The sequence below is a fragment of the Pseudomonas sp. MYb13 genome, assembly GCF_002980075.1.
Taxonomy (GTDB): Bacteria; Pseudomonadota; Gammaproteobacteria; order Pseudomonadales; family Pseudomonadaceae; genus Aquipseudomonas; species Aquipseudomonas lurida.
In genome coordinates this window covers 1-14233 of the sequence record NZ_PCQI01000015.1, presented here as the reverse complement: position 1 = coordinate 14233, position 14233 = coordinate 1, and the positions used below count along the sequence as shown (strand labels likewise).

Here is a 14233-nt window from a genome sequence, read left to right as displayed (position 1 = left end):
GACATGCTGATTGCACAATTCGGGTTTATAGTGCCAGACGGCAGAATAAAAGACGTCCCCCCAGGGATGAACCCGACCCCCTACGGAGCGCGCAATGCAGACTTGGTACCCGCAGATCAAACCCTACGCCCGGCACGATCTGGCAGTCGATGACACCCACACGCTGTACGTCGATGAAAGTGGCACCCCCGAAGGCTTGCCCGTCGTATTCATCCATGGTGGCCCTGGTGCCGGTTGTGATGCCCAGAGCCGCTGCTATTTCGATCCGAACCTTTACCGCATCGTCACCTTTGACCAGCGTGGTTGCGGGCGGTCCACCCCTCGCGCCAGCCTGGAAAACAACACCACCTGGGACCTGGTCGCCGACCTTGAGCGCATCCGCGAGCACCTGGGTATCGATAAATGGGTGCTGTTCGGCGGCTCATGGGGCTCGACCCTGGCCCTGGCCTACGCGCAAACCCATCCGGAGCGTGTGCATGGCCTGATCGTGCGCGGCATTTTCCTGGCGCGCCCACAGGACATTCACTGGTTCTACCAGGAGGGCGCGAGCCGCCTGTTCCCGGACTACTGGCAGGATTACATCGCGCCTATCCCACCGGAAGAGCGCCACGACATGATCGCGGCGTATCACAAGCGCCTCACCGGCAACGACCAGATCGCCCAGATGCACGCGGCCAAGGCGTGGTCGGGCTGGGAAGGGCGGATGCTGGGCCTGTGCCCGAGCCCGCAGCATGTGGAGCGTTTTTCCGAGCCGCAACGTGCCCTGTCCATCGCGCGTATCGAGTGCCACTACTTCACCAACAACTCGTTCCTGGAGCCCAACCAGCTGATCCGCGATATGCACAAGATCGCGCATCTGCCTGGCGTAATCATTCACGGTCGCTACGATATGATTTGCCCACTGGATAACGCGTGGGAGTTGCATCAGGCGTGGCCCAACAGTGAGCTGCAGGTGATCCGCGAGGCCGGCCATGCGGCGTCCGAACCCGGTATCACCGATGCCTTGGTGCGTGCGACCAGCGAAATGGCACGCCGCTTGCTCGACCTACCACCTGAAGAAGCATGAAGGGCCTGTTGCAACGGGTGCGAGGCGCCCGGGTCGAGGTGGCGGGTGAAATCGTCGGGGCCATCGACCAGGGTTTACTGGTGCTGGTGGCTGTCGAGCCTTCGGATACCGCCGAAAGTGCCGATAAGCTGCTGCACAAGCTGCTGAACTACCGCGTCTTCAGCGACGACGAAGGCAAGATGAACCTGTCGCTCAAGGATATCGATGGAGGTCTGCTGCTGGTGTCGCAGTTCACCCTGGCAGCAAACACCAAGAGCGGGCTGCGGCCGAGCTTCTCCACAGCGGCCCCACCGGCCCTGGGAGCGGCGCTATTTGATCACTTGCTGTTACAAGCGCAACAATTGCATGGCAAGGTGTCGTCGGGGCGTTTTGGCGCCGATATGCAGGTGCATTTGGTCAATGATGGCCCTGTGACCTTCCTCTTGCAGACGTGAATGTATTAAAAACGACTTTAATGCCTAAAAACGCAGGGTTTCGCTACAAATACTTCGTTATCCCTGATGCGTTGTTTCGCGGGCTACTAGATAATCGCGCGCTACGGGGATCAGCGTTGTTTGGTCCATTTTTGACTTAGGTAGAGACTTGTCCGATAGCCATTGGGGAATCATTTTGACCCAGGGGAGTCGGAACAATGCTCGCCAACCTGGCATATAGATAGCTGGCCGTTGGTTTTTTGATCTGTTTTCGGCGAGGGTTGCTCGTGATTGTTAGTCCCTGTAATGCACCAAAATTGTCTGCCAAACGGTTACGAAACGCACTGGTGACGGGCTCTGCCCTGTTTTGCCTGTTCGGCGCGGGTCAACTGTGGGCATTCAGTCTGGATGATGTGTCGGCCAAGGCAAAAGAGCTGGCCGGGCAGAAATACGAAGCTCCGCGCAGCAATCTGCCGAACGAATTCCGCGAAATGAAATTCGCGGACTACCAGAAGATTCGTTTCCGCAACGAAAAAGCCGAGTGGGCCGATCAGAACACCCCGTTCAAGCTGTCCTTCTATCACCAGGGTATGCACTTCGATACACCGGTGAAAATCAACGAAGTCACCGCCGACAGCGTGCAGGAAATCAAGTACGACCCAACGCGCTTCGATTTCGGCGACGTGAAGTTTGATCCTAAAGCCACCGAACAGCTGGGTTATGCCGGCTTCCGTGTGCTATTCCCGATCAACAAGGCCGACAAGCAAGACGAAATCATGACCATGCTGGGCGCAAGCTACTTCCGCGTGGTCGGCAAGGGCCAGGCCTATGGCCTGTCGGCCCGTGGCATGGCGATCGACACCGCATTGCCGTCTGGTGAAGAATTCCCGCGTTTCACCGAGTTCTGGATCGAACGTCCGAAACCGGGTGAGAAACAACTGGTGATCTTTGCCCTGCTGGACTCGCCACGCGCGACCGGTGCTTACCGCCTGATCCTGCGTCCGGGTACCGACACCATTGTCGATGTCAAATCCCAGATGTTCCTGCGCGACAAGGTCAGCAAGCTGGGCGTTGCCCCGTTGACCAGCATGTACCTGTTCGGCGCGAACCAGCCGTCCAAGGTGCTCAACTACCGTCGTGAGCTTCACGATTCCAGTGGCCTGTCGATCCATGCCGGCAATGGCGAATGGATCTGGCGCCCGCTGAACAACCCTAAACACCTGTCGGTCAGCAACTTCACCGTAGAGAACCCGCGTGGTTTCGGCCTGCTGCAACGTGGTCGCGACTTCAGCCACTACGAAGACCTGGACGACAACTACGACAAGCGCCCAAGCGCCTGGATCGAGCCTGAGGGCGACTGGGGCAAAGGCACCGTCAACCTGGTAGAGATCCCGACCGCCGATGAAACCAACGACAACATCGTTGCGTTCTGGAGCCCTGCGGAGCTGCCAGAAGTCGGCAAGCCACTGGATGTCGCCTACCGCCTGCACTGGACCATGGACGAGAAGTCGCTGCACCCGACCGATAGCGCCTGGGTCAAGCAGACCCTGCGTTCCACCGGTGACGTGAAGCAATCCAACCTGATTCGCCAGCCTGACGGCAGCGTGGCCTACCTGGTGGACTTCGAGGGCCCGTCCCTCAAGGCCCTGCCGACGGATGCCCCGGTTCGCAGCCAGGTCAGTGTCGGCGACAACGCCGAACTGGTTGAGAACAGCGTGCGCTACAACGAGCACACCAAAGGCTGGCGCCTGACCCTGCGCATGAAGATCAAGGACGCAGGCAAACCGACCGAAATGCGCGCGGCGCTGGTGCAGGACGTTCCTCCGCCGGCCCCCGAGCAGGACTCGAGCCACGTGCTCAAGGCCGACAAGGTCCTGGCCAAGCAACACGAGAAACAGGCCAAGAAAGACGCGAAAGACAAGGAAGCCAAGCAGCCAGAAGCTGCCCCAGCCACACCGGAGCCGATCAAGACCGAGCAAGTCCTGACCGAAACCTGGAGCTATCAGTTGCCTGCCGATGAGTAATTCTCAAGTAACGCCCGAGACTCTGTCCGAGTACCTGGCGCATCTACCGATGACCGCTGAGCAGCGCGCCGAACTGGCGGGCTGCACATCCTTCACCGAGTTGCACGAACGCTTGTCGTCGAAGACGTTCGATGCGCCTGGCGACGCCGCGCAGGCGTCGGTTGGCACTCGGTTGACCCTCAGCACCGCAGAAGAGCTGCAAGACGCTGAAATGCTGGCGCTCGACGCCGAGGGCCGCGTGTGCCTCAAGGCCACGCCGCCAATTCGTCGTACTCGCGTGGTACCGGAGCCATGGCGCACCAATATCCTGGTGCGCGGCTGGCGTCGTATCACCGGGCGCAGCAACCCACCTGCACCGCCGAAGGATGAGCGCGTATTGCCGGCCGCCCGCTGGCGTACCGTCGGTTCGATCCGTCGTTACATCCTGCTGGTGCTGATGCTCGGCCAGACCATCGTTGCTGGCTGGTACATGAAAGGCATCATGCCGTACCAGGGCTGGTCGCTGGTCGACTTCGACGAGATTCGCAACCAGACCCTGCTGCAAACCGCGACCCAGGTACTCCCTTACGCCCTGCAAACCAGCATCCTGATCATGTTCGGGATCTTGTTCTGCTGGGTGTCAGCCGGTTTCTGGACCGCGTTGATGGGCTTCCTGGAGCTGCTCACCGGCCACGATAAGTACCGCATCTCCGGTAAAAGCGCGGGTGACGAGCCGATTCCAAAAGATGCCCGCACCGCGCTGGTGATGCCGATCTGCAACGAAGACGTGCCCCGGGTGTTTGCCGGCCTGCGCGCGACGTTCGAGTCGGTCGCTGCCACGGGTGACCTGGATCGCTTCGACTTCTTCGTGCTCAGCGACAGTAATGAAGCCGACATCTGCATCGCCGAACAGCAAGCCTGGCTCGACGTATGCCGCGAAGCCGGTGGTTTCGGCAAGATCTTCTATCGCCGTCGTCGCCGTCGCGTAAAGCGCAAGAGCGGCAACCTCGACGACTTCTGCCGTCGTTGGGGCGGTGACTACAAGTACATGGTCGTGCTCGACGCTGACAGCGTCATGAGCGGCGAATGCCTGACCAGCCTGGTGCGCTTGATGGAAGCCACGCCGGATGCCGGGATCATCCAGACCGCGCCACGTGCGTCGGGCATGGACACCCTGTATGCGCGCATGCAGCAGTTCGCAACCCGCGTCTACGGCCCGCTGTTCACCGCCGGCCTGCACTTCTGGCAGTTGGGTGAGTCCCACTACTGGGGTCACAACGCGATCATCCGCATGAAGCCGTTCATCGAGCACTGTGCCCTGGCACCCTTGCCGGGCAAAGGCGCGTTCGCCGGTTCCATCCTGTCCCACGACTTCGTCGAAGCAGCGCTGATGCGCCGTGCCGGCTGGGGCGTGTGGATCGCCTACGACCTGCCGGGCAGTTACGAAGAGCTGCCGCCAAACCTGCTGGATGAACTCAAGCGTGACCGTCGCTGGTGCCACGGCAACCTGATGAACTTCCGCCTGTTCCTGGTCAAGGGCATGCACCCGGTGCACCGCGCGGTGTTCCTGACCGGTGTGATGTCCTACCTGTCGGCGCCGTTGTGGTTCCTGTTCCTGGTCTTGTCCACGGCCTTGCTGGCGGTGAACACCCTGATGGAACCGCAGTACTTCATGGCGCCACGCCAGTTGTACCCACTCTGGCCGCAATGGCATCCGGACAAGGCCGTGGCGCTGTTCTCTACCACCATCGTGCTGCTGTTCCTGCCTAAGCTGCTGAGCATCATCCTGATCTGGGCCAAGGGCGCGAAAGAGTTCGGCGGCAAGTTCAAGGTGACCTTGTCGATGCTGCTGGAGATGCTGTTCTCCATGCTGCTGGCGCCGGTGCGGATGATCTTCCACACCCGCTTCGTGCTCGCCGCGTTCCTGGGCTGGGCTGCGACCTGGAACTCGCCGCAACGTGACGACGACTCCACCCCATGGAGCGAGGCGGTCAAGCGCCACGGTCCGCAAACCCTGCTGGGCTTCCTCTGGGCGCTGCTGGTGGTGTGGTTGAACCCGAGCTTCCTGTGGTGGCTGGTGCCGATCGTCGGTTCGCTGATGCTGTCGATCCCGGTGTCGGTAATTTCCAGCCGTGTCGGGCTGGGCCTCAAGTCCCGCGACGAGAGCCTGTTCCTGATCCCTGAGGAATACAATCCGCCGCAAGCGTTGCTGTCCACCGACAAGTACACCCACGAAAACCGTTGGCACGCGCTCAACGACGGCTTCGTGCGCTCGGTAGTCGACCCGCAGCAGAACGCCCTGGCCTGTGCCCTGGCGACCTCGCGTCACGCGCAGGCAGAACCGATCGAGTACCTGCGTGCCGAACGTGTGCGCCATGCGTTGAAAGTCGGTCCTGCCGGCCTCAACAACGGTGAACGCCTGGCGTTGCTCAGTGACCCGGTAGCCCTGGCTCGCTTGCATGAGCAGGTCTGGAGTGAAGGCCATGCCGAGTGGCTCGCGGCCTGGCGGGATTCTCTAAAGGCTGACCCGCACGCGCCGTTGCTGCCGCTGCAACCGCTGTCGTCCCAGGCCCAACCGGCCTGATTCAGACGCCCCCGAGGGCTCACCTCGGGGGCGTTCGAAGCGCTGGTCCTACAGCGTTTCCTGTGACTTCCTTCCTGCGCTAACCCCCTGTTTTTAATAAACTATTTCGATACAAAAGACCTTTGCCCGAGGCGTATTGCCGTGCCCGCGACTGAGTTAGCATCGCCCCGAATTTAACCTGCCTTCGGGGTATTCATGAGCAAAGGCTATTGTTCTGCGCTGTTGATAAGCGCTGTCGCATTGATTCACATGGGCCTGGCACAGGCCGGCGCGATCGACGACGCGGTTCGACGCGGCGTACTCAAAGTCGGCACCACGCCCACCTATGTACCTTTTGAAATGACCGATAGACAGGGGCGCATCGTCGGCTTTGAAATCGACCTGCTCAAGGTCATGAGCCGCGCGTTGGGGGTGGAGCTTGAATTGGTCGCCGTCCCCTACACCGAGTTAGTGGCGGGGCTGCTGGCGAAAAAATTCGACCTGATCGGCAGCGGCATGACCGTCACCCAGGAGCGCAACCTGAAGCTGAATTTCAGCGACTCGTTCATCGTGGTTGGCCAGTCGGTGTTGTTGCATCCCAGGCACCTGGGCAAGGTCAGCAGCATTGAAGACCTGGATGATGCCAGTTACCGGATAGCCACCACCGAAGGCACCACGGGCGAAGCGGCGGCCAGGCGTTTTCTGGGCGCGGCCCGGATCAATAGCTTTGCAACGCCGGAGGAAGGGGTGCGCCAAGTGGTGACAGGCGCGGCCGATGCCTTTATTCATGACGCGCCTTATAACCTCATCGCCCTGGGCCGTGCGGAAAACAGCTCATTGCTGGCGCTGGAGCAACCCTTCACCTTCGAACCCCTGGCATTTGGGGTCAAGAAAGGAGATTTCGACAGCCTCAACTGGATCAACCATTTCCTCAATCAAGTGGCCCAGGACGGGACCTATGATCGCCTGCACGACAAGTGGTTTAAGGACACCGCCTGGTTGATGGAAATCGACTGAAAGTCATAACTGCTTACACATCAATCCGTTGCGGCTACCACCCATTGGAAAGCGTCTAAAGCTGTGCTTTGTCGCACCGTTGTGGGGCTTTTCCGACATATGCAGATAACAAATAGCCGCGAAACCTTTGTGACGGGAGACGAGTGGGTTAGGATCGCACCCCGAAATGGTGCAGCCCTTTTTGCGCGCCTATCTCATAAGAATCGTTCAGGGGACTTGATGATGAAAAAGTATCTTTCGATGCTGCTGCTTGGCGTCACCGCGCTGGTCGCGGCCAATGCTGCCCAGGCGGGTGCTATCGATGATGCGGTCAAGCGCGGCACGCTGAAAGTCGGCATGGACCCGACCTACATGCCGTTCGAAATGACAGACAAGCGCGGCGAAATCATCGGTTTTGAAGTCGACATCCTCAAGGCCATGGCCAAGTCCATGGGCGTCAAGCTGGAACTGGTGTCCACCGGCTACGACGGCATCATCCCGGCCTTCCTGACCGGTAAGTTCGACATGATCGGCAGCGGCATGACCCTCACCCAGGAACGCAACCTGCGCCTGAACTTCAGCGAACCCTTTATCGTGGTCGGCCAGACCCTGCTGATCCGCAAGGAGCTGGAAGGCACCATCAAGTCGTACAAAGACCTGAACGACGAGAAGTACCGCCTGACCTCCAAGCTGGGCACCACGGGTGAGATGGTCGCCAAGAAGCTGATCTCCAAAGCCAAGTACCACGGCTATGACAACGAGCAGGAAGGCGTGCTGGACGTGGTCAACGGCAAGGCCGATGCCTTTGTGTATGACGCGCCTTACAACGTGGTTGCCGAGAAGAAAGTCGGCAACGGCAAGCTGGTGTTCCTGGACGAACCCTTCACCTTCGAGCCGTTGGCGTTCGGCCTGAAGAAAGGCGACTACGACAGCATCAACTTCATCAACAACTTCCTGCACCAGATCCGTAACGACGGCACCTACGATCGCATCCATGACAAGTGGTTCAAGAGCTCCGAGTGGCTCAAGGACATGGAATAAGGCCTAGACCGAGTTGCCTGTAGCGCAGGCAAGCCAGCTCCCACCGTTGGAATGCGTTCCCCTGTGGGAGCGGGCTCGCCCGCGATGACGGCCTGCCAGGCGATACATATCCCGGAACCTGAAATGAAACAGAAAAAAGCCCAATGGCCCTGGCACCTGCTGACCGTGGTCGTGCTTGTCGGCCTTGCCGGCGCCTTGTACTACGCCACCTCGCTGATGTCCTACGAGTGGCGCTGGAACCGCGTACCGCAGTACTTCGCCTACCAGGCCGAAACGTCGCAGCGCGCGGCTGACATCTCCACGGTGGTCGAGTTGGTGCGCAAAGGCGATGTGGCCGAGGTGACCCTGCGCAACGACGCGGGCGCCGAGCAAACGCTGACCGTTGCCGAGAACAGCCTGCAAGTGGCGCGCGGCGACGATGTCGCAGAAGGCGATGTGGTCGGTGTGACCCGGCAGTGGGCGCTGGGGCCGCTGATGTGGGGCTTGTGGACCACGCTGTGGCTGTCGGTGGTGTCGGGCATCCTGGGCCTGGTGATTGGCCTGGCGACCGGCTTGTGCCGTTTGTCCAGCAACCCGACCCTGCGGGATCTGTCGACGATCTACGTCGAACTGGTACGCGGTACGCCGCTATTGGTGCAGATCTTCATTTTCTATTTCTTTATCGGTACGGTGCTCAACCTGTCCCGGGAGTTCGCCGGGATCGCCGCGCTGTCGCTGTTCACCGGCGCCTATGTGGCGGAAATCGTCCGCGCCGGCGTGCAGTCCATCACCCGTGGCCAGAACGAAGCCGCGCGGTCCCTGGGACTGAGTGCCAGCCAGTCAATGCGCCATGTGGTGTTGCCGCAGGCCTTCAAGCGCGTGCTGCCGCCGCTGGCCGGGCAATTTATCAGCCTGGTGAAAGACACGTCCCTGGTCTCGGTGATCGCGATTACCGAGCTGCTCAAGAGCGGCCGTGAAGTGATCACCACCTCGTTCTCGCCGTTTGAAATCCTGTTCTGCGTCGCAGGCCTGTACCTGCTGATCAACCTGCCGCTGTCGAAAATGGCCAGCCGGCTTGAGCGGAGGCTCGCGCAAAGTGATTGAAGTCCGCGATCTGGTAAAAGTCTTCGACACCCGTGGCCACGTGGTCCGCGCGGTGGACCACGTCACCACCCAGGTGGCCAAGGGCGAAGTCCTGGTGGTGATCGGCCCGTCCGGCTCCGGCAAGTCCACGTTCCTGCGCTGCCTTAATGGCCTGGAAGCGTTCGACTCAGGCTCGGTGAGCATCGACGGCCTGCAACTGGCTGATCCGAAAACCGACGTGAACGCCTACCGCCGTGAAGTCGGCATGGTGTTCCAGCACTTCAACCTGTTCCCACACATGACCGTGCTCGAAAACCTGTGCCTGGCGCAAAAAGTCGTGCGCAAGCGCGGTAAGCAGGAACGTGAGGCCAAGGCCCTGGCGCTGTTGGAAAAGGTTGGTATTGCACAGAAGGCCAACGAGTTTCCCTCTCGCTTGTCCGGCGGCCAACAGCAGCGGGTCGCCATCGCCCGGGCCCTGGCAATGGAACCCAAGGTGATGCTCTTTGATGAGCCTACCTCGGCGCTGGACCCGGAAATGGTCGGCGAAGTGCTGGACGTGATGAAGACCCTGGCCCTGGAAGGCATGACCATGGTCTGCGTCACCCACGAAATGGGCTTTGCCCGTGAAGTGGCTGATCGGGTGCTGTTCTTCGACCATGGCAAGTTGCTGGAGGATGCAGCCCCGGCCGAGTTCTTCGACTCACCGAAAGACCCACGGGCGCAGGCGTTCCTGCGCCAGGTGTTGTAAGCCTCAGAGCCTGAACTTGCCGACCAGGGTTTGCAGGTCCAGGCTCAGCCCCATCAACTGAGCGCTCGCCGCCGCCGTTTCCTCGCTGGCGGCGGCTGTCTGCTCTGATACGTCACGCACCTTCAACACACTGCAATTGATCTCTTCGGCCACCGCGCTCTGCTGCTCGGCGGCGGCGGCAATCTGCGGGTTCATTGCCTGGATGACGGAGACCGTGCGGGCAATCGCCGCCAATGCGTCGCCGGCGTCGCGGGTCAGGCCGACACTGCAGTCGGTAAGGTGGCGGCTACTGCCCATGATATCCGCCACCTGCTGGGTGCCGGTGTTCAGGCCAAGGATCAGCCCTTCGATTTCTTCCGCCGATTCCTGGGTGCGCTGGGCCAGGCTGCGCACTTCATCGGCCACTACGGCAAACCCTTCGCCAGCCGTGCCGGCGCGTGCCGCCTCAATGGCGGCATTCAGCGCCAGCAGGTTGGTTTGTTGAGAGACCGACTTGATCACGTCCAGCACGCTGCCGATCTTCTGGCTTTCGTGTTGCAACGCCAGCATCGCTCGGCCCGAAAGAGCCATCTCATCCGCCAACTGGCCAATCTGTTCAATGGCCTGCGCCACCACGTTGTCCCCAGCACTGGCTTGCAGGTCGGCTTCATTCGCCGCGATTGACGCTTGCTCGGCGTGTCGGGCGACTTCCTGGGCGGTGGCGAGCATTTCGTTCATGGCGGTCGCCACCTGATCGGTTTCGCTTTTCTGGTTGATGATGCCGGTGCGGGTCTGCTCGGTGACTGCCGATAGCTGCGTGGCGGCACTGGCGATATGGTGGGCGCTGTCACCGATGCCGCTGATCAGCCTACGCAGGCTGCGGGTCATGTCACTGAAGGTGTGTTGCAACTGGCCCAACTCATCGCGGCGCTCTATCTGGATATCGTGACTGAGATCGCCGTGCGCGATGCGATGGGCGGATAACAACACCTCGCGCAGCGGCACAGCGATCTGCCGAGCGATCCACCACGCCGCCAGGGTACCAAGCAGCAGGGCGGCCACCGTGACGCTGATGAGCAGTGTTCGCGTGGCGTCCGCTTCCCTGTCGCGTTGGAGGGCCTGGCTCTGGCTGACTGACTCGGTGTGTTCGAGCAGCTGGTTGAGCTGCTGTTCAAACCGATTCTGCGCAGTTTCTGTGGTGAGTTGAGCGTCCTTGAGCGCTATGAGTTGCGTACGATAGTTCGTCAGGTCGGTTTCAAGCAGGGTGGAGTCGGCCGGCAACTGAGCCACGGCGGCCTGGGCGACGTCCAAGGCGTCGAGGGTCTTGTCGACGGTGTCGGCATAGGCTGGCAGAGACTCGGCTGCCCAGGCAGGGCTTTGGGTCCGATCCTCGGCCAGCTCCATGGCCTGGCGCAGATTTTCTACCGCATCCAGCGCCTGTCGGTCATTCTGGTCAGGCAATTCAATGGCCAATCGTGTGAGGGTGTCACTGGCCTGGAGCGCCGTCGCATGCAGGGGCGGCCGCGTGCCTTCGCGCTGTTCGATCAAGGGTGGCAGTTCCTCCAGTGCCGTTTTGAAGTGGTTGGCCAGGCCTTGCGCTTCCTGGATACGTTGCAGGTCATCCGGGTCTTTCACGCGGTTCGACAGGTGGTCCAAGTGTCGATCGATGTGGGCAATCTGTTGTTCCATTTTTCCCAGGCTGGCGATGTCCGCAAGCGTTCGGTAAACGATACGGTCTGCGCGCATGGCTTCGGCCACGACAGCCATCTGGCCCAAGGTCGTCAGGTTGCTTGAACGAAACAGCAAGGCATTCAGGGCTTGCCAACCGGTCACGGCGATGGCGAAGCTGAGGATCAGCACCAGGCCAAATCCCAGGGCGAGCTTGAGGTGGACGCTGGCGTTGGCCAGCAAGCGGGTGAGCGGAGAAAACATGGTGGGCCTCCGAATCCGAAAAAGCGTTTCGCAACAGAGGAAACGCTAATTCGATTCGGAGTATTGCTGGGCTGATAACTGCGTAGGAAATTTCACAAACTATTGGTTAGATGCGGAAACGCCCGACCAGTGTTTGCAGATAAATACCCAGGCGTGCCAGTTCGGCGCTGGATGCGGCGGTCTCTTCGCTGGCCGACGAGGTTTGTTCCGACACATCGCGCACGTTCAACACACTGCGGTTGATTTCTTCGGCCACTGCACTTTGCTGCTCGGCGGCGGTGGCGATCTGCGAGTTCATCGCCTGGATAGTCGAGACCGTACGAGTGATGCTCGCCAAGGCGCTACCGGCCCGGCGGGTCAATTCGACGCTGCTGTCGGTGAGGCCACGGCTGTTGTCCATGATGGTTGCCACCTGCTGCGTGCCGTTTTGCAGGCCGACGATCAGCTCCTCGATCTCTTCCGTGGACTTCTGCGTGCGCTGGGCCAAGCTACGCACCTCGTCGGCCACTACCGCGAAGCCACGCCCGGCTTCACCGGCACGCGCAGCTTCAATCGCGGCGTTGAGGGCCAGCAGGTTGGTTTGCTGGGCCACGGACTTGATCACGTCGAGCACGCTGCCGATCTTGTCGCTTTCGCGTTTCAGATCGCCCATGGCCACGGTGGAGTTACCCACTTCGGTGGCCAGGCGTTCGATCTGGGCGATGGCTTCGCCGACCACTTTGTCGCCTTCACGGGCCTGCTGGTCAGCGGCCACGGCGGCCTCGGAGGCTTCCTCGGCGTTGCGCGCAACTTCCTGCACGGTAGCGGCCATCTCGTTCATGGCGGTGGCCACCTGGTCGGTCTCGACCTTCTGGCTGTTGACCCCGGCACTGGTCTGTTCGGTCACGGCCGACAGTTGTTCGGCGGCGCTGGCGATCTGGGTGACGCCATCGCTGATACCACCGATCAGCTCACGCAGGCCGACGGTCATGCTTTGCATGGCGCGTTGCAGTTGGCCCAGTTCGTCCTGGCGCAAGGACGTCAGGTTGTGGCTCAGGTCGCCCGAGGCCACGCGTTCGGCCACCTGGAGCGTCTGGTTCAGCGGAATGATGATCTGGCGGGTGATGGCCCAGGCGGCGACCAGGCCAAAGATCAGCGCCAGTAACGTGGCCAGCAGCAGGAAGTTCTTGGCTTGCGCGGCGTCGGTGTCGCGCACCACGGTCTGCGAGACAGTGAGTTTCTCACTGTGGCCGAGCAGGGTATCGCCCTCGGCGGTCATGTTCTTCAGGGCTGCGGCGCTGGCAACCTGAGAGTCGCGATACTGGCTGACGGCGTCGCGGTAAGCTTGCAACGACACGCTGGCTTCCTGCAGGTTGGCCTGGTACTGCGCCGGCAGTTGCCCTTGGAGTTCGGTGATTTTCTTCAGGGCATTGTCGATGGCATCCAGGGCCGGTTGCTCGGCCTCGACTTTGCCGCTGTAGGTGTAGCCGCGTACTTGGAAGCGCGATTGCTGGATCAGTTTGCTCAGGTCGACCACGCTATTGAACTGCGTGACGCTGTCGCCTTGCAGCAGGGACTTCTCGACTTCATTGATCTTGGCCACGGCGTTGTCGGCGGTGTCGCCAAGCTTGCTGCGCGCACCTTCACGCTTGAGCCCGGCCTGGACCATGGCGCCGAAAGCCTTTTTGTATCGGCCCAAGGCCTCCTGTTGCTGCTCCACCAGGGCCTTGTCAGCGGGTTGCTCGATCAGCTCGGCGGCTTTTTTCAGGCCAGTGTCCAACTGAGCGATCAGGCCGTTGACCGCGTCCGTGCCTTGTTCGCCGCGACGCATTTCGAAGTCCAGGCGTGCCAGGCGCAGGTCTTTGGTCAGCCCGTTGAGGCTGGAGATAAAGCCCAGCTTGTCGCCCCGACTGATCACATCGCCCAGGCCGGTCCAGCCGGTGAAGGTGATCATTAATGTCAGCAGCAATACCAGGCCGAAGCCCACGCCGAGTTTGGTTTTGACGCTGACATTCCCCAGTTTTTCGGCTAACCAACGATACATGCTGCGAACTCCCCTGGAACAAGGCTTGGACTTATTCAGGGGTTATCGGCAGGTTGGTAACATTCTGTAGTGGCCGGCTTGCCTGCGATGGCGGCCTGACAGCCGACCACTATCTTCCTGACACCCCGCGATCCAACTGTGGGAGCGGGCTTGCCCGCGAAGGCGGCCTGACAACCAACCACCATCTAACTCTCACCCCGCGATCCAAAAATGTGGGAGCGGGCTTGCTCGCGAAGGCGCCCCGACAGCCAACCACTCTCTTCCTGACACCCCGCGATCCAACTGTGGGAGCGGGCTTGCCCGCGAAGGCGGCCTGACAGCCGACCTGGATGTTGGATCAGACCGGGTACATATCCGTTATTTAGGTTACGGCTGATATTGGTTCCGCTCTTACAGCGGGTCACTTT

General features: G+C 60.8%; 9 protein-coding genes and 2 pseudogenes. 8 read left to right on the top strand and 3 right to left on the bottom strand.

Annotated elements, in window-relative coordinates; translation table 11 throughout:
* Positions 1-94 precede the first annotated feature (94 nt).
* From pip to CQ002_RS22325, 8 genes and pseudogenes are all read left to right on the top strand, one after another.
* Positions 95-1066, top strand: a complete 972-nt coding sequence (gene pip / locus CQ002_RS22360) for a prolyl aminopeptidase (RefSeq protein WP_034108800.1) — start codon at positions 95-97, stop codon at positions 1064-1066.
* Complete coding sequence (dtd, locus tag CQ002_RS22355; protein ID WP_105161519.1) at positions 1063-1500, top strand: D-aminoacyl-tRNA deacylase; 438 nt, start codon at positions 1063-1065, stop codon at positions 1498-1500. The genes pip and dtd overlap by 4 nt, the downstream gene beginning before the upstream one ends.
* Before the next feature lie 266 nt (positions 1501-1766).
* Complete coding sequence (locus tag CQ002_RS22350) at positions 1767-3503, top strand: glucan biosynthesis protein G (RefSeq protein WP_034109368.1); 1737 nt, start codon at positions 1767-1769, stop codon at positions 3501-3503.
* Positions 3496-6068: pseudogene (gene mdoH / locus CQ002_RS22345) on the top strand (glucans biosynthesis glucosyltransferase MdoH); the annotation flags it as partial. The gene CQ002_RS22350 and the pseudogene mdoH, both read left to right, overlap by 8 nt.
* Positions 6069-6261: 193 nt before the next feature.
* Positions 6262-7062, top strand: coding sequence for a transporter substrate-binding domain-containing protein (locus CQ002_RS22340; protein WP_034108806.1), 801 nt, complete (start codon positions 6262-6264; stop codon positions 7060-7062).
* Positions 7063-7284: 222 nt separating this feature from the next.
* The gene (locus CQ002_RS22335) at positions 7285-8082 is read left to right on the top strand and encodes a transporter substrate-binding domain-containing protein (RefSeq protein WP_034109369.1); all 798 of its coding nucleotides are present in this window, start codon (positions 7285-7287) and stop codon (positions 8080-8082) included.
* A gap of 123 nt (positions 8083-8205) precedes the next feature.
* Complete coding sequence (locus CQ002_RS22330) at positions 8206-9165, top strand: amino acid ABC transporter permease (RefSeq protein ID WP_034108808.1); 960 nt, start codon at positions 8206-8208, stop codon at positions 9163-9165.
* The gene (locus CQ002_RS22325) at positions 9158-9892 is read left to right on the top strand and encodes an amino acid ABC transporter ATP-binding protein (protein ID WP_069021294.1); all 735 of its coding nucleotides are present in this window, start codon (positions 9158-9160) and stop codon (positions 9890-9892) included. The genes CQ002_RS22330 and CQ002_RS22325 overlap by 8 nt, the downstream gene beginning before the upstream one ends.
* 3 nt (positions 9893-9895) lie before the next feature.
* Here the strand turns inward: CQ002_RS22325 and CQ002_RS22320 are convergent, their stop codons facing one another.
* The 3 genes and pseudogenes from CQ002_RS22320 to CQ002_RS28970 all read right to left on the bottom strand — a co-directional run.
* Entirely contained in the window at positions 9896-11803 is a 1908-nt protein-coding gene (locus tag CQ002_RS22320; protein WP_105161520.1) for a methyl-accepting chemotaxis protein, read from the bottom strand.
* Positions 11804-11909: 106 nt separating this feature from the next.
* The gene (locus tag CQ002_RS28975; RefSeq protein WP_371919468.1) at positions 11910-12614 is read right to left on the bottom strand and encodes a methyl-accepting chemotaxis protein; all 705 of its coding nucleotides are present in this window, start codon (positions 12612-12614) and stop codon (positions 11910-11912) included.
* Between the two features lie 201 nt (positions 12615-12815).
* Positions 12816-13736, bottom strand: a pseudogene (locus CQ002_RS28970) (methyl-accepting chemotaxis protein); the annotation flags it as partial.
* Positions 13737-14233 lie beyond the last annotated feature (497 nt).

What these genes read in the sequence shown, in the direction of transcription:
- pip (WP_034108800.1), top strand. Translation starts at nt 95, where the DNA reads ATGCAGACTTGGTACCCGCAGATCAAACCCTACGCCCGGCACGATCTG.
- dtd (WP_105161519.1), top strand. Translation starts at nt 1,063, where the DNA reads ATGAAGGGCCTGTTGCAACGGGTGCGAGGCGCCCGGGTCGAGGTGGCG.
- CQ002_RS22340 (WP_034108806.1), top strand. Translation starts at nt 6,262, where the DNA reads ATGAGCAAAGGCTATTGTTCTGCGCTGTTGATAAGCGCTGTCGCATTG.
- CQ002_RS22335 (WP_034109369.1), top strand. Translation starts at nt 7,285, where the DNA reads ATGAAAAAGTATCTTTCGATGCTGCTGCTTGGCGTCACCGCGCTGGTC.
- CQ002_RS22330 (WP_034108808.1), top strand. Translation starts at nt 8,206, where the DNA reads ATGAAACAGAAAAAAGCCCAATGGCCCTGGCACCTGCTGACCGTGGTC.
- CQ002_RS22320 (WP_105161520.1), bottom strand. Translation starts at nt 11,803, where the DNA reads ATGTTTTCTCCGCTCACCCGCTTGCTGGCCAACGCCAGCGTCCACCTC.
- CQ002_RS28975 (WP_371919468.1), bottom strand. Translation starts at nt 12,614, where the DNA reads ATGGCCGCTACCGTGCAGGAAGTTGCGCGCAACGCCGAGGAAGCCTCC.